Source organism: Actinoplanes sp. NPDC089786 (genome assembly GCF_040684855.1).
Taxonomy (GTDB): Bacteria; Actinomycetota; Actinomycetes; order Mycobacteriales; family Micromonosporaceae; genus Actinoplanes.
In genome coordinates this window covers 1,173,665-1,190,838 of the sequence record NZ_JBFBGU010000001.1, presented here as the reverse complement: position 1 = coordinate 1,190,838, position 17,174 = coordinate 1,173,665, and the positions used below count along the sequence as shown (strand labels likewise).

Genomic DNA, 17,174 nt, shown 5'->3' with positions numbered 1-17,174 from the left:
AGCGGGAAGAGGACGCGCTGCGGTGGCGGGTCGCGCTGCGGGAGGCGGCGACTTGGCTGCGCTGCGGTGACGGGTCGCGCTTGGGGGGAGGTGTCAGGTCGACAAGCTCAGGAACCCCGCCGTTGCCGAGCGCGGCCCTCGGGGCTTGAGGTGTCGGGGCGTCTTGCGCTTGGCGGCAGGCCGCCGCCGGGGGGCGCCTGCCACTCCGTCGGCGGTCGCCCCGGCCCCGACCCGCAGGGCCGCCTGCCACTCCGTCGGCGGTCGCCCCGGTCCCGACCCGCGGGAGATGGCCGCCTCTCGCGGCGCTGCGGTGGGGGACGGCAGAATGGGTGGGTGACGTCTTGGGATGCTCCGGTGGGGACTGGGCCTGTTTCTGCTTCGGTGCGGTTGCCGGGGTCGAAGTCGATGACTGCTCGGGCTCTGGTGCTCAGTGCGCTGGCCGGCGGGGAGTCTCGCGTTGTGCGGCCTCTGCGGGCCAACGACACAATGCGGATGGCGGCGGGGCTGACCGCGCTGGGGGCTCGGGTCGACACCACGGATGACGAGGTGTGGACGGTGACGCCTGGGCGGCTGCGGGGGCCGGCGACCATTGATGTGGGGCAGGCGGGGACGGTCATGCGGTTCGGGACGCCGTTGGCTGCTCTGGCTGAGGGCACGGTGACTGTTGACGGGGATCCGCAGGCCCGGCGGCGGCCGTTGCGGCCGATTGTCGACACGTTGCGGGCGCTGGGGGTCGATCTTGATGCCTCGGGTACGGGCGGGCTGCCGTTGACGGTTCGGGGGACGGGGCATGTCGAGGGCGGCGAGGCCGTGATCGACGCTTCGGGGTCCAGTCAGTTCGTGTCGGGGCTGCTGCTGGTGGCGCCCCGGTTCGAGAAGGGGCTGGTGCTCCGGCATGAGGGGCCGCCGGTTCCGTCGGCGCCTCATCTGCGGATGACCACGCACATGGTGCGGGCCGCGGGGGGCGTCGTGGATGAGAGTGTTCCGGATGTGTGGGCGGTCGAGCCGGGTGAGCTGCGCGGGCGGGAATGGGTGATCGAGCCGGATCTGTCCGGTGCGGCGCCGTTCTTCGCGGCGGCGCTGGTCACCGGCGGGTCGGTGACGTTGCGGGGATTCCCGGCGGAGAGCTGGCAGCCGGTGGAGCGGTTGGCTGAGCTGGTGGGTCAGCTCGGCGGGGCGGTGGTCAGCGGCTCCGAAGGGCTGACCGTACGCGGGACGGGGTCGCTGCACGGGATCGATGCCGACCTGTCCGAGGTGGGTGAGTTGACGCCGGTGCTGGCCGCGCTGGCCGCGCTGGCCGACTCGCCGTCGCGGTTGCGCGGGGTGGCGCATATCCGGTCGCACGAGACTGATCGGGTGGCGGCGCTGGCCACCGAGCTCGGCAAGGCCGGCGCCGGGGTCACCGAGCACCACGACGGGTTGGACATCACGCCGGGGCCGCTGCGGGCGGTGGCCTGGGCCACGTACGACGATCATCGGATGGCGCACGCGGCGGCGGTGCTCGGGCTCGCCGTCGAGGGGATCAGCCTGGACGACGTAGGTTGTACCGCGAAGACGCTGCCGGAGTTCCCGGAACTCTGGGCCGATGTCGTGAACGCGAGGAGCTGAACCCTGCCGGCACGTAAGCGGGAGTACGACGAGGACGACGTCCGGGTGCGCCCGGGGCGGTCGTCGCGCCCGCGCACCCGGACCCGGCCGAAGCACGAGGACGCGGTGGACGCCCTGGTGATCACCGTGGACCGCGGGCGCTACGGGTGTGTGCGTGAAGGCGGGGACGACGACATCGTCGTCGCCATGCGGGCCCGGGAGCTGGGGCGCAAGTCGGTCGTCGTGGGCGACCGGGTGGCGCTGGTGGGCGACACCTCGGGGGCCGCGGGAGCGCTGGCCCGGATCGTGCGGATCGCCGAGCGCACGTCGGTGCTGCGGCGCACCGCCGACGATGACGACACCACGCCCGAGGGGCGGCTGGAACGGGTCGTCGTCGCCAACGCCGAGCAGCTGGTCATCGTCAGCGCGCTGGCCGACCCGCCGCCGCGGACCGGGTTCATCGATCGGTGCCTGGTCGCCGCGTACGACGCCGGCATCGAACCGCTGCTGTGCCTGACCAAGAACGACCTGGCCGGGCCGGAGCAGGTGCTGGACTACTACGCCGAGCTCGATCTGCCCTACGTGCTGCTGCGGCCGGACAGCGACCTGGACGACCTGCGCGCCCGCCTCGCGGGACGGATGTCGGTGCTCGTCGGCCACTCCGGTGTGGGCAAGTCCACCCTGGTCAACCGGCTGGTGCCGGCCGCGCTGCGGGCGGTCGGCGTGGTCAGCGCGATCGGCAAGGGCCGGCACACGTCGACCAGCGCGGTGGCGCTCCGGCTCCCCCGGGTCGGCCGCCGCAAGGACGACCCGGGCTGGATCATCGACACCCCGGGCATCCGCAGCTTCGGCCTGGCCCACGTGAGCGCCGAGAGCCTCCTGCACGGCTTCCCCGACCTGGTCGAAGGCACCCTCGACGACCAGCCGCACTGCGACCACATGAGCGCCGACTGCACGCTGGAGAAGTGGGTGGCCGCGGGTAACGCCGACCCTCGGCGGCTGGCCTCCTACCGCCGCCTCCTGTCGTCGCGAGCGGGTGAGCCGGCCGGTTCGGGGCTGACCGAGGAAGACGCGAGCGGGTGAGCCCGCCGGCTCGGGGCTGACAGAAGAAGAAGGGTGACCACTCACTCAGGCCGAGCCGTCGCCGAAGGCGAGGCGACCTCGGCGGGAGCAGCGGTCAGCACCACCCACCAAGGCGCGACAAGAATTTGATCTTGAAAGGTATCTCCCTGAATGGCCGGTTATGCCGATGATCTCGCGCTCGCCCACCTGCTCGCCGACACGGCCGACTCGATCTCGATGGCCCGGTTCCGCGCGCTCGACCTGCGGGTGGAGTCCAAGCCCGACCTGACCCCGGTCTCCGACGCCGACACCGCGGTCGAGAAGGCGATCCGCGCCACGCTGGCCCGCGCCCGCCCGCGCGACGGCGTGCTCGGCGAGGAGTACGGCGTGACCTCCCCGGCCAAGGGAACGCGACAGTGGGTGATCGACCCGATCGACGGCACCAAGAACTTCGTCCGCGGCGTGCCCATCTGGGGCACCCTGATCGCCCTGATGGAGGGTGATGTGCCGGTCGCCGGGCTGGTCTCGGCGCCGGCCCTGGGGCGACGCTGGTGGGGCGCGGTCGGTCACGGCGCGTACGCGGGGAAGCACCAGCGCGCCGCCACCCGGCTGGCCGTCTCCAAGGTGAACCGGATGGCCGACGCCAGCTTCTGCTACTCCAGCCTGTCCGGCTGGGCCGAGAGCGGCCGCCTCGACCCGATGCTGGAGATCATCCTGCAGGTGTGGCGGAGCCGGGCCTACGGCGACTTCTACGGCTACATGCTGCTGGCCGAGGGCGCCGTGGACGCGATGGTCGAGCCCGAGCTGTCGCTGTGGGACGTCGCCGCGCTGATCCCGATCGTCTCCGAGGCGGGCGGGCGGTTCACCGACCTGGACGGCGCCGGCGGGCCGGGCGGCGGCAGCGCGATCGCCACCAACGGTCTGCTGCACGATGAGCTGCTCGGGCGCCTGACGCACCGGAAGGACGGATAGGCCGGGTCCACGGGACGCGGCCTACCCGCTACCCGGCTGGTCTATCCTCGCTCCCGTGGTGTCCCCGGGCTGGTTCTTCCTCGCCGCGATGATCGCGGCGTACGGGGTTGCCAACCTTCTGCAGTCCAAGGCGATCGCCCGCACCACCGTGCACCACACCTTCGACCCGGGTCTGCTGCTCCGGCTGGCCGGCCACCGCACCTACCTGCTCGGCCTCGGCTGCCAGGTGCTCGGCTTCGTCTTCGCCTTCCTGGCCCGCCGCGACCTGCCGCTGTTCCTGGTGCAGGCCAGCGTGGCGGCCGGGCTGGGTGTGACCGCTCTGCTCGGCGTGGTGATCCTCAAGTGGAGCCTGCCCCGGGCCGAGATCGGCCTGCTCGCGCTGCTGCTCTGCGGCATCACCGCGCTGGTCCTGTCGGCCCAGCCGGCACACTCGCGGCCGATGGGGACCGCGGGGGTGGTCGGGCTGGCCGTCGCGATCGCGGTGATCGCGGCGCTGGGCTTCTTCGCGGTACGCCTGCACGGCGCGATGGGATCGGTGGTTCTCGGGTCGCTGGCCGGGATCGCGTTCTCGGCGGCCGCGATCGCCGCCCGCCCGCTGGCCGGCGAGCATTCGGTCGGCGGGTTCTGCTCCAACCCGCTGCTCTACCTCCTCATCGCACACTCGATCATCGGGCAGTTGCTGCTCGGCCTGGCGATGCAGCGCGGGTCGACCACGGCGGCGGTGGCGGCGATGGACGCGGCGGGCGCGGTGCCGGCGGCGATCGTCGGCCTGCTCCTGCTCGGCGACCAGATCTTCCCTGGTCGCGAGTGGCTGGCCGGTGTCGGCTTCGTGGCCACGCTGGCCTCGGTGATCGGCCTGACCAGGTACGCCGAACCGCAGCACCACCACGCCACCGCCCCGGCGGTGAAGGTGAAGGAAGCTCGCGTAGCTCGCGCTGAGCTCCGTTCGCGTGTATGAGGTCACGCTCAGCGGGTATTGGCATGAGCATGGCGTTCACCCCTTTACCGCACGATTGGCCCATAACTCACATTCGGGACTAATCGGTCATGGGGTCCTTGCTCCGAATATGCGGGGAAGAGCGGCCCTATGCACAATGGAGCGATCATGCCGAGCGAGGTTGCACACCTGGTGGACACCGATCAGACATTTCCGGTGATCCGGCTCTCCGGGGTGCTCGATCCGGCCGCCGCCCCAGCAGTCCGCTCGGCGCTGATCGACGTGCTGGCCGGGCAGCCCGAGGCCCTGGTGGTCGACGTCGAGCGCCTGCGACCGGCCGACGCCGGGTCGGCCGGAGTGCTGACCGAGGTCGCCGCCGAGAACGCCGCCTGGCCGGCCACCCGGATGGTGCTGGCCGTGAACGGCGCCGACGGCTGGGCCGACACCGGGCTGCCGCTCTACGCCGACCGGGGTGACGCCCTCGACACGCTGGGCCCGGCCCACCCGGACGACCGCCGCGAGCTCGACCTGGAGCCGGTGACCGGCGCCGCCCGCCGGGCCCGCGAGCTGGTCACCGCCGCGTGCACGGGCTGGGGCTGCGCCGACCTGGCCGACTCGGCCACCATCGTCGTCACCGAGATGGTCAACAACGTGGTGGCGCATGCTCGCACCCCGATGACCGTGCTGCTGTCCCGGCAGGGCCGGACGATCCGGGTGGCGGTCCGCGACCGGTCCGGCCACACGCCGCGGTTCACCGGGCCGGTGGCGCCCACCTCGTACGGCGGTCGCGGCCTGCTGCTGATCGACGCGGTCGCCGACCGCTGGGGCAGCCTGGCCCTGCCCCACGGCAAGATCGTCTGGGCCCAGCTGTCGGAGGCCGCGGAACGCATACCGGACGCTCCGCGGGGGTAGGTTTCGCTCATGCGAGACAACGACTACCCGGCCGAGGTGACCGATCCCGAGGCCTCCGGACTGCCGGACACCGCGGACGACGACTCGAGCGCGTACGACGAGGTCAACAGCCCCCGCTGGGCCGATGGCGCCGACCCGGCCGCGCTGGCCGGCGTGGGCCCGGGCGGCTCGAACCGCTTCGGTGACACCGCCGAGGAGGCCCGGCAGGGCGAGGGGCTCGACCGGCGGCTGCGCCAGGAGGAGCCGGACGTCGGCGCCGAAGACCCGATCCCGGCGCGCCGCGACCCGAACGACGAGACCGTGGACAGCTCCGAGGAGCGCAACCGGCTCGCCGACGAGTGGGGCGCCGGCCCGACCTCGGACCCGAACTCGGAGGTCTCCCTCTACGACGACGGCCAGCTCGACGACGACGACCCGGCCACGGTGGGCCGCCTGGTCGCCCCGGACGAGGGCGGCGGCTTCGACAACGAGGAAGACAGCGTCGCGTACGACGCGGGCGCCGCCGGTGGCGGAGCCTCGGCCGAGGAACTGGCGATGCACGAGACCCGCCCGCCGGCCTACGAGTAGGCAGGGTCTAGTCGAGGCCCTGCTCGATCGCGTAGCGGGTGAGTTCCACGCGGTTGTGCAGCTGGAGCTTGCCCAGCGTGTTCTGCACGTGGTTCTGCACCGTGCGGTGGCTCAGGACCAGCCGCTCGGCGATCTGCCGGTACGAGAGCCCCTTGGCGACCAGGCGCAGCACCTCGGTCTCGCGTTCGGTCAGCTTCGGGGCGCTCGGGCCGGCCGGCGCGGGCGGCTCCCCGGCCAGCCGACGGAACTCGCCGAGCACCAGCCCGGCCAGCCCGGGCGTGAAGACGGTGCCGCCGGCCGCGGTCCGGGCCACCGCGTCCAGGAACTCGTCCAGGGCCGCCGACTTGAGCAGGTAGCCGCCGGCGCCGGCCTTCACCGCGTCCAGGACGCTTTGCTGCTCGCCGGACGCGGACAGCATCAGCACGCGTACGCCGGGAACGGCCGCCAGCAGCCCGTTGATCACCTCGACCCCGGAGATGTCCGGCAGTTGGAGGTCGAGCACCACGACGTCGGGCCGCGCCGCGGCGGCGATGCGCACCGCCTGCCGGCCCTCGCCGGTCGTGGCCACCACCTCGTACCCGGCCGCGGTCAGGTCGCGGCTGACGCCCTCGCGCCACATCGGGTGGTCGTCCACCACCATCACTCGCACCACGTGATCAGGGTAGTTGGGCACGCGGGACCACCAGCTCCACCTCGGTGCCGGCCGGGCCGCTCTGCACCGAGGCCCGCCCGCCCAGGGCCGCCACCCGGCCTTTGATCGACTGCGCGACCCCCAGGCGGCCCTGCGCCTCGGCCTCGGCCAGCCGCGCCGGCCCGATCCCGCGGCCGTCGTCGCGCACGCTGACCGTCACCGCGTCCGGCTCGTCCTCGACCAGGACCCACGCCTTGGTGCCGGGCGGGCAGTGCCGGGTCACGTTGTCCAGCGCGGCGGCGACCGCCCCGGCCACCTCCCGGGCCACGTTCCCGGGCAGCAGCACCGCCCCGGCCGGCGCCGCCACCGACACGGTCGTCGAGGCGTGCCCGGCGAGCAGCGTCATCAGGTCGACCTCGCCGGCCGGGCCGGTGGACGGGCCGACGACCAGCGCCCGCAGCGCGACCTCCTGCTCCCCGGCCAGCCGGGCCAGCTCGCCGGCCTCGCCGTCCAGTCCCGCCCCGCGCCGCTTCACCAGCGCCAGCACCTGCAGCACCGAGTCGTGGATGTCCCGGGCCAGCCGTTCCCGCTCCCGGGTGGCCGCCTCCAGTTCGACCGCCCGCTGGAGCCGGGCGTGCGACTCCTCGGTCAGGCGCACCAGGTAGCCGACCGCGAACGCGGCCAGCACCATCAGCACCGTGCCCGTGGTGGCCTGGTTGCTGCGGGCGCGGATCAGCAGGTCGACGGCGCCCATGGCGAGCGCGGCGACGATGCCGGCCCGGCGGCCCCGGGCGACCGTCCAGGCCAGCACCGGCGCGGTCTGCCAGGCCACGGCCAGCGTGGCGGTGCCGTCCGCCAGGGCCGGGCGCCCGACCACCCAGAAGCTGACCGCCAGCACGGCCATGGTGATCAGCAGGTCGGCGGTGAGCAGGGGCGGGCGGCGCCGGGTGCGGTCGGCGTACGCGTAGGTGGTGACGATCGTCCACGTCGCCATCACGCCCAGGACGGGCCAGGCGAGCATCGGCCGCGCGTACTCGGGGACGTCGTTCACCACCAGCACGGCGACGTAGACCAGCGCCGCGATCCGGAACACCGCGATGGCCCGCCAGAGCGGCGTCAGCGGGCTGCTCGGCCGTCTTTCCGCGACGCTCACCCGCCGACCTTCCCACACCGGCGGTGGGCCCCGTGTCCTGCGGAATGATCAGCGCTGGAATACGGTCGACGCATCGGCGCCGAGATCCTCCTGTCGGAGGCCTTCGACCGCGACCGGGTGACCGGCCTGCGGCACGCCGTCGCGTCCTGTGCCGGACGGGCCGGTCTCAGCGGGTCACGGCTGGACGATTTTGTGGTCGCGGTGAACGAGTTGCTGACCAACGCGGTACGCCACGGTGGCGGGCAAGGTCACGTTGCGTTGTGGCGGGAGACCGGGTCGGTGGTCTGCGAGGTCTCCGATCGAGGGCCCGGCATCTCTGAACCGACGCTTAATCACCCCCATCGCCCGCGGGCCGACGAACCGGGCGGCCGGGGGCTCTGGCTGGCCGCCGAACTGACCGATGACCTGCGGCTGAACACGAGTCCAGAAGGGACGAGGGTTCGCGTCTCGACCCGGTCTTCTTAAGGAATCTTTAAGTATCAGAGGCGAGCTTGCGCCCGGCCCGGCAATATCCGAAAGTTCTTCTGCCTTTACAGGAGGCCGCCGACAAGGAGGACCTTCGTCCCATGCAACGCGATCGTCGATTCGTCGCCCGCCACTCCGCTCCGTCTCGAACCCTGCGCACACGTTCCGTGGTGACGCTGGCGGTCGCGGCGACCGGGCTCGCGACCGCCGTCTGGCTGCCCACCCGATTCGACCGGGCCGACGCGGCCCAGTCGACCCCGACCCTCGTCCCGGTGTTCGCCGACGAGTTCGACGGCGCCCGCGGCGACGACCCCGACGCGGCGAAGTGGTCGGCCGACGGCCAGGGCGTGCGCCTGGACGGCGACGGCAACGTGGCGATCTTCGCGCGGCCCGGCCGGCGGGACCGGTCCGCCGACGCGGGCGTGCAGACCAAGCAGACCTTCCAGGCCGCGGCGGGCAAGGTCGAGGCGCGGGTCCGGGTCGCCGACGGCGAATCGGTGCGCTCGGTCTTCCGGATGCTCGGGGCCGACGACTCCCGGCTCGACGTCATGGACAACCGGGGCAACCGCTCCAAGGTGCTGCGCGGGTCGTTCGGCGCCGACGTCGACGGGCAGCTGGAGTCGGAGCAGTCGCTCGCGGCCGACTTCCACTCGTACGCGGTGACCTGGTCGTTCGGCGAGGTCATCTGGACGATCGACGACCGGGAGTTCCTGCGCACCAAGACCGACCTGGACGAGCCGTTCGCGGTGGCCCTCGAGGTGACCGCGGGCGAGGTCGACCGCGACCGGACCGCGCGGCGGATGCTGGTCGACTTCGTGCGGGTCTCGACGGCCGCGCCCGAGGAGGAAGAGCCCCCAGCCTCGGAGGAGCCCAGCGCCCCGCCGGCCGAAGAACCGCCGGCTGAAGAACCGCCGGCCGAGCAGCCCCCGGCCGAGCAGCCCCCGGCCGAGCAGCCCCCGGCCGAGCAGCCCCCGGCCGCGGAGGCCTGGGAGCCGTTCCACCTCTACACGGCCGGCACCAAGGTCGAGTTCAAGGGCGTCACGTACGAGGTGCTGTCGACCCACACCTCGCTGCCCGGCTGGGAGCCCACGGCCATCCCGGAGCTGTTCAAGGCGCAGTAGAAGGTGGTTCCGGAACCGAGCTGTCTTGACTGATGGTGGTCAATCTATAAAGACTACTAAAAGTTAACGGCACCTCTCCCCGGAGGATCCCCATGCGCAGGACAAGGCTCTTGCTCGCCGTCGCGACCGTGGCGGTCACACTCACGGGCGGACTGGTAGCGACCTCACGCAACGATGTCGCCGACGCCGCCGTCGGGCCCATCACCTGGCAGGACGAGTTCAACCAACTGGCCGGCACGCCGCTGGACCAGTCGAAGTGGAAGTTCGACATCGGTGGCGGCGGCTGGGGCAACAACGAACGCGAGTACTACACCAACTCGACCAGCAACGTGGTGCACGACGGTCAGGGCAACCTGGCGATCACCGCGCGCCAGGAGAACCCGAACAACTACCAGTGCCACTACGGGCGCTGCGAGTACACCTCGGGCCGGATCCTGACCGCGGACAAGTTCTCCCAGGCCTACGGCCGCTTCGAGGCCCGCCTCAAGATTCCCCGGGGTCAGGGCATCTGGCCCGCCTTCTGGATGCTGGGCGGCGGCAACTGGCCGGCCGACGGCGAGATCGACATCATGGAGAACGTCGGCTTCGAGCCCAACACGGTGCACGGCACCGTGCACGGCCCGGGCTACTCCGGCGCCGGCGGCATCGGCGGCGGCCGCACCATCGGCGCGCCGCTGGCCGACGCCTTCCACCAGTACGCGGTCGAGTGGTCACCCAACCTGATCGTCTGGTACCTGGACAACTCGGAGTTCTTCCGGATCACCCCGTCCAACATCAACGGCAACCAGTGGGTCTTCAACCACCCGTTCTTCATGATCCTGAACGTGGCGGTCGGCGGCTACTGGCCGGGCTACCCGGACGCCAGCACGGTGTTCCCGCAGACCATGCTGGTCGACTGGGTCCGCGTCTCGGCCTGGACCGACGGCGGCACCCCGTCCCCGACCGGCGGCCTGCGGTCGAACTTCAGCAACCGGTGCATCGACATCCCGGCCGCCAACCCGGTCGACGGCGCCCGGCTCCAGCTCTACGACTGCAACGGCAGCAACGCCCAGCAGTGGTCGTTCAACGGCGACGGCACGCTGCGGGCGATGGGCAAGTGCATGGACCCGGCCGGCGGCGCGCTCGCCAACGGCACCCCGATCCAGCTGGTCACCTGCAACGGCAACCCGGTGCAGCGGTTCACCCTGTCCGGCGCCGGCGACCTGGTGAACGTCTCGGCCAACCGGTGCGTCGACGTCAAGGACTGGAACAGCGGGAACGGCGCGCAGCTCCAGCTCTGGGACTGCGCCGGCACCACCAACCAGAAGTGGACGCGGACCTGAGCTACTTGACCGAGAAGCGGTCGCCGTAGACCTTCCACGTCAGCGGCGTGTTCAGGTCGAGGTTGCTCGACTTGAGGAAGAGGCGCTGAGCGGTCTCCACCCGGGTGGTGTCGCTGTGCGCCTCTTCCGTCTTCATGGCCCGCACCCGGGCGTCGAGGAAGGCGTTCAGCCAGGTGATCTCGTCGCCGCCCTGCTTGGGCGTCTTCGCCTTGGCCGTCGCGGCCTCGCGGATGCCCCGCAGGCCGGACATCCCGTGCATGACCGCCGCGTCGTAGTAGGCGAACTGGCCCAGGGCGCGGAGCCCGTCGGCGCGGGCCATCGTGACGGCCGGGCCGAAGTACATCCGGTCCCGCTCGTCCTCCTGGGTCTTCTGGAACACCGGGTCGGTGCCGGCCTTCTTCCAGGCCCCCGGGTAACCCGGGTCCAGGCCGGCGTGCGAGTCCGAGCCGTCGACCGCACGCAGGGCGGGCAGATAGCGGGCGAGCAGGTTGTCCGGCTTCCGGCGGGTGTACTCCTCGACCAGCGCGAGCATGTCCGAGGTGCCCGAGGTGAAGCCGACCAGCCCGCCGGTGTAGCCGCGGCCGTCGCCGATGTCCTCGAGGTAGCCGTACTGGCCACGCCAGTTCAGCGACGAGTTCTCGGCCGACGAGACCAGCTGCTGGGCGATCTCCTTGGGCTTCACGTCGGTCAGCGGCGCGGCCGGGTTGATGCCGGACTCGGCGCGGGCCGGGACGGCCGGACCGGGCCCGTACACCTGGAACTCGCGCAACGCGAAGCCGGAACCGCCGCCGCGGAGCGCGAGGACCCGGACGTAGCGGCCGGCGCCGCCGAGCTGCTTGAGATCGTCGGTGCCGCCGTCACCGTCGCCGGCCACGGCCAGATCGGTCCAGGACGCGGCGTCGGCGGAGATCTGTACGCGGTACGCCGAGGCGTACGCCTTGTCCCAGGTCAGGCGGGCCCGCACCACCCGGAGCGGCGCACCCAGATCGACCCGCAGCCATTGACTGCCGAGCACGGCCGGCGTGGTCCAGGCGGTGCCGAGGTCTCCGTCGACCGCGGCCGCCGCGCCGGATCCGGCCGAGGCCATCACCCCGCGGCCCGGCGAGAGCGCCATGTCGCTGGCGGCGTCCGCGGTGACCGTGACGACCAGCGGGACGGTCAGCAGCGCGGCCACACCGGTGCCGAACGCCACTGCCCCAGCCCTGATCGCCACGCCTTCCACGCTAGGTCGGCCGCGCCCGGGTTCGCGGAGAAAGCGGGAAATCAGCGCTTGCGACGCCGGGAGATGAGGACGATGGCCAGGATGACACCGCCCACCACGAGCAGGCAGCAGAGGCCGCCGATGATCGGGAGGAAGCCGCCGCGCCCCCGGCGCGACTTGGCCGCCTCGACGGCGACATCGGCCACGCCGGTGCTTGCCGCCCACGCGTGCACCGGGATGACCAGGGTCAGAACGAGACCGGTGACCGCGGCGGAAGCCCGCGACCACCACTTCAGAGCTGTGGACATGCGACCCATCGTGACCCATCGGGGCAATGGCTGAGAGGCTGGGGGCATGGATGTGGATCTGAGCGCGCTCGCCGCGGCGCATGGGGTGGCCACCTCGTACGAGGACTGGCACCGCGAAGAACGCGAGGTCGCCCCCGAGTCGGTGATCGGGGTTCTGGGCCTGCTCGGCGTGGACGCGAGCACCCCGGCGGCGGTGCGGGCCGCGCTGGCCGCAGTCCCGGCCAAGCAGGACCTCCCGGGCACCGTGGTGGTGCGGGAGGGCACGACCCGCCCGCTGCCCGGCCCGTCCCGGATCACCTGCGAGGACGGCGCCGTCCGGGAGGTCACCGCGGTCCCGGCCGACCTGCCGCTGGGCTGGCACCGGCTGCGCCACGGCGACCGCGAGGTCACGCTGGTCGTGGTGCCGGTCGAGCTGCCCGAGCCGCCGGAGACCTGGGGCTGGATGCTCCAGCTGTACGCGCTGCGGTCGGCCGGCTCCTGGGGCATGGGCGACCTCGGCGACCTGCGGACGTTCATCGAGAACAGCCACGGCGCGGGCCTGGTCCTGCTCAACCCGCTGCACGCGATCACCCCGACCACGCCGGTGCCGGCCTCGCCGTACTCGCCGTCCAGCCGCCGGTTCGCCAATCCGCTCTACCTGCGCATTTCCGACATAAACCAATACAAGTCGGCTAGCCCGGCCGTCAAGGCACAGGTTGACGCCCTACGGCCGGCCGACACCGAGCTGATCGACTACACCGCGGTGTGGGAGGCCAAACGGGCCGCCCTCGAACTCCTCTTCCCCGGGAAAGGCCAGGTCGATCGGGACGCCGATCCGGGGCTCACCGAGTTCGCCGAGTTCTGCGCGCTGGCCGAACGGCACGGCCCGAACTGGCCGACCTGGCCGGCCGACCCCGGCCGCCCCGACGAGGACCGGGTCGCCTTCCACATCTGGGTCCAGCGCCTGGTCGAGGAACAACTGGAAGCGGCCAACCGGGCGGCCGCCGGCATGCCGGTCGGGGTGGTGCTCGACCTGGCCGTGGGCATCGACCCGAACGGCGCCGACGGCTGGCTGCTCCAGGACGTGCTGGCCGCCGGGGTGCACGCCGGGGCCCCGCCGGACGCGTTCAACCAGCTCGGGCAGGACTGGGGCCTGGCCGCGTGGCGGCCCGACCGGCTGATCGAAACCGGCTACGCGGCCTACCGGGACATGCTGCGGCGGATCTTCCGGCACGCCGGCGGGCTGCGGGTCGACCACGTGGCCGGGCTGTGGCGGCTGTGGTGGGTGCCGCCGGGCCTGGGCCCGGCCGAGGGCACCTACGTGCACTACGACCCGGAGGCGATGCTCGGCATCCTGGCGCTGGAGGCGCACCGGGCCGGCGCCGTGGTGATCGGCGAGGACCTCGGTACCGTGCAGCCGGCGGTCACCGAGGGCCTCGAACGGATGAACATGCTGGGTTCGGCGGTCCTCTGGTTCACCCGGGACTGGGACGACCCGGACAGCGTCTTCGTGCCGGCCGAGGACTATCCGCGCAACGCCCTGGCCAGCGTCTCCACCCACGACCTGCCGACCGCGGCCGGCTTCCTGACCGGCGAGCAGGTCCGGGTCCGCGCGCGGCTGGGCCAGCTGGCCGGCACGGTCGAGGACGAGCAGCGCGCGGCCGACGCCGACCGGGCGCAGTTGCTGCTGGCGCTGACCAAGGAAGGCCTGATCACCCCGGACAGCAGCTCGGAGGAGATCGTGGTGGCCATGCACGAGTTCCTGGCGCGTACGCCGTGCCGGTTGGTGACCGCGTCGCTCTACGACGTGCTGGGGGTGCTGGACCAGCCGAACCTTCCCGGGACCACGGACGAGTACCCGAACTGGCGGATGCCGATCACCACTAGCCTGGAGCAGATCGTGGTGGACCCACGCGTCCGGCGGATCGCCGGCGTGCTGAGCGCGAAAAAGGGTGCGGGATGAGCTTCCTGGACAAGGCCAAGGAATTCGCCGACAAGCACGACAAGCAGGTCGACCAGGTGCTGGAGAAGGTCGGCGACGAGGTCGACAAGCGGACCGGCCACAAGTACTCGGGCCAGATCGACCGCGGCGTCGACGAGGCGCAGAAGCGCACCGGCGAGGGCGACACCCGCCCCTAGAGGGGTGGCGGCGGCGGGTCGTCGTCGACCGCGAACAACATCGGGTGGGCCACGGGCTGCGCCGAGCGCTCGCGGCACCGGGTCGGCGGCAGCAGCGACGACCGGTGCTCCGGGTGCTCGCCGCAGTGCCGCAGGGCCCGGGTGATCGCGTCCGGGTGATGCCGGCCGCCACCGTATTCGCCGCAGCGGACGCAGTCCCAGCGCCAGTACGCGGGTCCCTCGTCCGAGTCGTGCCGGCGGATCCGCAGCGCGGGCCGGGAGCGGCTGTGCTCGGCGGCCGCCGCGGCCAGGATCTCGGCCATCGCGTCGGCCGGTGGCGGCCCGAGGGGACGCCCGGTGAACTCGGCCAGCACACTGCTAGAGCCCGACACGGTGGCATCCCTCCTGTCCGTCCCGTCCGTGGCCGACGGGTCCCGTGTGGCCAGTGTGGCGGGACGATCCGGGCACGATGACCGTTTTGGCGAAAGCCAGGTGGTATTCACCCGCATCGGTCGCCGGCGGCGATCCGGCCCGAAGCCGATGCTACGGTTGTCGCGCGGAGGTGCCGGACGTGCGCAACGAGACATCCACCCATGTCACGTGGCCCTCTGAGCCGGCCGCTTCGACGATGCGCTTCTCGCATTCGGCCTTTCTGTACGACTCCCCCGACGACTACCGCGACTTCCTCGTGCGCTTCATCCGCGATGGGGTGGAACACGGCGACGCCATCGCGATGGCCGCCGGCACCGACCGGGTCGCCCTGGTGCGCGAGGCTCTCGGCGCCGACGCCGGCCAGGTGCGCTTCCAGCCGACCGAAGACTGGCACATCCGGCCGGTCCGCTCGATCGGCGTGTGGTCCCGGCTGCTCCGCACGGCGGCCACCGCGGGGCGCCCGTCGGCCCGGCTGATCAACGAGATCGACTTCCAAGGTCAAGATCCCTCGTGGGTACGCGCGGAGTCCGCGACGAACGCCTCCCTGGCCGGCCTCAACGGGCACCTGCTGTGCCCGTACGACCGCAGCGCCCTGGCGCCCGAGCTGATCGAGGCCGCCCGCCGCACCCACCACGTCCTCTACGACGGCGGCTGGACCCGCAGCGACGAGTTCGTCGAGCCCCGCACCCTGCTGGCCGCCATCGAGGAGCCGCCCTACCCGGCCACCGGCGAGCCCCTGGTCGAGGTGCCGATCGCCGACTCGGTCGCCGACCTGCGCGCCCACCTGCGCAACCGGGCCACCGCCGAGTGCTGGCTCCCGCCCGACCGGGTCGAGGTGCTGATCCTGGCCCTGAGCGAGCTCGCCACCAACGGCATCCGGCACGGCGGCGCCCACCGCGAGCTGCGCGTCTGGCTCAACCCGGGCGCGGTGGTGTGCGAGGTCGCCGACGACGGGCCACACCCGCCGGGCCCGCTGGCCGGCTACCTGCCCCCGGTGCCCGGCGTGGTCGGCGGCATGGGCCTGTGGCTGGTCGGCCAGATCTGCGACGCGCTCTCGGTCATCACCGCGGGCGGGGTCACGCGGGCCCGGTTCGCCCTGCGCCGATAGTTTCGCCCGGCGCGGACAGCTTCGCCCGCGCCAACGGTGGAGCAGCGCCAACGTGTGGAGCAGCGCCAACGGTGGAGCAGCGCCGACGACGAACCGGCCCCTCGGGTTGGGGGGAACCCGAGAGGCCGGTGCTGGTGTGCCGTACCCGATCAGCAGTAGGTCTTGCCCTTGCTGTTCTTCGTGTACCGGCAGCTGTCGATCAGCTTGCTGGTGCCGGTCCGGAGGTAGGCCGAATCGCCGCCGTTGTCCCAGATGAAGCCCTTACGGCCCCAGTACCGGTAGTTCGAGGGCCTGCCGTTCGTGCCCTTGCCGGTCGGTATGTACACGTTCTTCTTCCCGCGCAGGTAGAAGTCCGTGGTGAACCGATAGGTGTTCCCGGCCCGGTCCTTCACCGTCCAGTACTTCAGGTTGAAGGTCTTGGAGGTGTAGTTGGTGATCCGGAAGTACTCCTGGTTCAGCTTGCTCGTGGTGTCCTTGCCCGCCGGGTCGAAGACGATCAGCGAGAAGCGCACGTCACCGGGCTTGACCACGAGCGGAGCCGGCGCCGGCTTCACCGGCGGCTTGGTCGGGGTGGTCGTCGGCGGCTTGGTGGGCGTCGTCGGCGGCGTGGTCGGGTCGGTGGGCGGGTTGGGCTGGCCGCCGTTGATGCCCACCACCACCGAGTTGCCGACCAGGACCCGGTTCGCGTCGTCCGGGCCGACCGAGGCGCGGTAGTTCTGCGCGCCGCTCTGACCGGTCAGCACGGTCTGGTAGACGCCCTCGGTCTCGGTCTGGCCCTCGACCAGCGTCTGCCAGGTGCTGCCCGACTGCCGCTGGATCTTGACCGGCAGGAACGCCTGGCCCGGCTCGGACACGACGCGCACCGACACGTTGGTGCCGGAGACGCTCAGCTCGAGGGTCGGCTTCGGCACGATGCCGACGTACAGCGGCGCCGAACGCAGCGCGACCGTGTTGTTGGCCTCGGCGACGAACACGAAGCCGGAGTCGAGCCGGCGGCGCAGGGTGAAGTCGCCGTTCGCGTCGGCCGTCGCGGTGACGACGTCCTCCGGGAAGAACGCCTCCGAGTAGTACATGTCGTCGCGGTAGACGTAGGCGGCCTCCCGCAACCGGATGGTGGCGCCCGGGTCGGCCTTGCCGTGCAGGGTTGCCCAGTTCCAGCCGACCACACTCGCCGGGCCGGTCAAGGTCGGCACGGTGGCGGCCATCGCGGGGCCGGCGCCGAGCAGCGCGCTGCCCAGCCCGATCCCCGCCGCCGCCAGCGCGGCAACCAGCCGCGGTGAACGTACGCGCATCACAGAT

At 72.2% G+C, this 17,174-nt stretch carries 18 protein-coding genes; 12 read left to right on the top strand and 6 right to left on the bottom strand.

Features of this window, described 5'->3' with window-relative positions; translation table 11 throughout:
- Positions 1-405 precede the first annotated feature (405 nt).
- From aroA to AB0O15_RS05760, 6 genes are all read left to right on the top strand, one after another.
- On the top strand, positions 406-1,608 hold the full coding sequence (gene aroA / locus AB0O15_RS05785; protein WP_364314516.1) for a 3-phosphoshikimate 1-carboxyvinyltransferase: 1,203 nt from the start codon (positions 406-408) through the stop codon (positions 1,606-1,608).
- 3 nt (positions 1,609-1,611) lie between these two features.
- Positions 1,612-2,670 (top strand): ribosome small subunit-dependent GTPase A, encoded by a 1,059-nt coding sequence (rsgA, locus tag AB0O15_RS05780; RefSeq protein WP_364317080.1) that lies wholly within the window; start codon positions 1,612-1,614, stop codon positions 2,668-2,670.
- A 150-nt stretch (positions 2,671-2,820) separates the two neighbouring features.
- Positions 2,821-3,621 carry a histidinol-phosphatase gene (gene hisN / locus AB0O15_RS05775; RefSeq protein WP_364314514.1) on the top strand — a complete coding sequence of 267 codons (801 nt, stop codon included), beginning with the start codon at positions 2,821-2,823 and terminating at the stop codon, positions 3,619-3,621.
- 88 nt (positions 3,622-3,709) lie between these two features.
- The gene (locus tag AB0O15_RS05770) at positions 3,710-4,579 is read left to right on the top strand and encodes a hypothetical protein (RefSeq protein ID WP_364317078.1); all 870 of its coding nucleotides are present in this window, start codon (positions 3,710-3,712) and stop codon (positions 4,577-4,579) included.
- A 147-nt stretch (positions 4,580-4,726) separates the two neighbouring features.
- Positions 4,727-5,470, top strand: coding sequence for an ATP-binding protein (locus AB0O15_RS05765; RefSeq protein ID WP_364314511.1), 744 nt, complete (start codon positions 4,727-4,729; stop codon positions 5,468-5,470).
- A gap of 9 nt (positions 5,471-5,479) precedes the next feature.
- Entirely contained in the window at positions 5,480-6,037 is a 558-nt protein-coding gene (locus AB0O15_RS05760) for a DUF5709 domain-containing protein (protein ID WP_364314508.1), read from the top strand.
- Between the two features lie 7 nt (positions 6,038-6,044).
- On the opposite strand, the gene AB0O15_RS05755 is transcribed toward AB0O15_RS05760, so the two are convergent.
- Together AB0O15_RS05755 and AB0O15_RS05750 are read right to left on the bottom strand one after the other, a co-directional pair.
- Positions 6,045-6,677 (bottom strand): response regulator transcription factor, encoded by a 633-nt coding sequence (locus tag AB0O15_RS05755; RefSeq protein WP_364317075.1) that lies wholly within the window; start codon positions 6,675-6,677, stop codon positions 6,045-6,047.
- 16 nt (positions 6,678-6,693) lie between these two features.
- Positions 6,694-7,821: a DUF5931 domain-containing protein gene (locus AB0O15_RS05750; RefSeq protein ID WP_364314505.1), complete on the bottom strand. Its 1,128-nt coding sequence runs from the start codon at positions 7,819-7,821 to the stop codon at positions 6,694-6,696.
- A 54-nt stretch (positions 7,822-7,875) separates the two neighbouring features.
- Between AB0O15_RS05750 and AB0O15_RS05745 the strand changes: the two genes are divergently transcribed.
- From AB0O15_RS05745 to AB0O15_RS05735, 3 genes are all read left to right on the top strand, one after another.
- Entirely contained in the window at positions 7,876-8,286 is a 411-nt protein-coding gene (locus tag AB0O15_RS05745; RefSeq protein ID WP_364317072.1) for an ATP-binding protein, read from the top strand.
- A gap of 101 nt (positions 8,287-8,387) precedes the next feature.
- A complete protein-coding gene (locus AB0O15_RS05740) occupies positions 8,388-9,407 on the top strand; it encodes a carbohydrate-binding protein (protein WP_364314503.1) in 1,020 nt (339 codons plus the stop codon).
- A 92-nt stretch (positions 9,408-9,499) separates the two neighbouring features.
- Positions 9,500-10,729 (top strand): family 16 glycosylhydrolase, encoded by a 1,230-nt coding sequence (locus AB0O15_RS05735; RefSeq protein ID WP_364314500.1) that lies wholly within the window; start codon positions 9,500-9,502, stop codon positions 10,727-10,729.
- A gap of 1 nt (position 10,730) precedes the next feature.
- Here AB0O15_RS05735 and AB0O15_RS05730 read toward each other — a convergent pair whose 3' ends face one another.
- Positions 10,731-11,942, bottom strand: coding sequence for a chitosanase (locus AB0O15_RS05730; RefSeq protein ID WP_364314498.1), 1,212 nt, complete (start codon positions 11,940-11,942; stop codon positions 10,731-10,733).
- Positions 11,943-11,992: 50 nt separating this feature from the next.
- On the bottom strand, positions 11,993-12,238 hold the full coding sequence (locus AB0O15_RS05725) for a hypothetical protein (RefSeq protein WP_364314496.1): 246 nt from the start codon (positions 12,236-12,238) through the stop codon (positions 11,993-11,995).
- 46 nt (positions 12,239-12,284) lie between these two features.
- Here AB0O15_RS05725 and AB0O15_RS05720 point away from each other — a divergent pair, with 46 nt between their 5' ends.
- Entirely contained in the window at positions 12,285-14,180 is a 1,896-nt protein-coding gene (locus tag AB0O15_RS05720; RefSeq protein ID WP_364314494.1) for a 4-alpha-glucanotransferase, read from the top strand.
- Positions 14,177-14,356: an antitoxin gene (locus tag AB0O15_RS05715; RefSeq protein ID WP_364314491.1), complete on the top strand. Its 180-nt coding sequence runs from the start codon at positions 14,177-14,179 to the stop codon at positions 14,354-14,356. Before AB0O15_RS05720 ends, AB0O15_RS05715 begins: the two co-directional genes overlap by 4 nt.
- Here the strand turns inward: AB0O15_RS05715 and AB0O15_RS05710 are convergent.
- On the bottom strand, positions 14,353-14,727 hold the full coding sequence (locus AB0O15_RS05710) for a hypothetical protein (protein ID WP_364314488.1): 375 nt from the start codon (positions 14,725-14,727) through the stop codon (positions 14,353-14,355). The genes AB0O15_RS05715 and AB0O15_RS05710 overlap by 4 nt on opposite strands.
- 179 nt (positions 14,728-14,906) lie before the next feature.
- Here AB0O15_RS05710 and AB0O15_RS05705 point away from each other — a divergent pair, with 179 nt between their 5' ends.
- Positions 14,907-15,875 carry an anti-sigma factor RsbA family regulatory protein gene (locus AB0O15_RS05705; protein WP_364314485.1) on the top strand — a complete coding sequence of 323 codons (969 nt, stop codon included), beginning with the start codon at positions 14,907-14,909 and terminating at the stop codon, positions 15,873-15,875.
- Positions 15,876-16,024: 149 nt separating this feature from the next.
- Here the strand turns inward: AB0O15_RS05705 and AB0O15_RS05700 are convergent, their stop codons facing one another.
- Positions 16,025-17,167: a lamin tail domain-containing protein gene (locus AB0O15_RS05700; RefSeq protein WP_364314482.1), complete on the bottom strand. Its 1,143-nt coding sequence runs from the start codon at positions 17,165-17,167 to the stop codon at positions 16,025-16,027.
- Positions 17,168-17,174 lie beyond the last annotated feature (7 nt).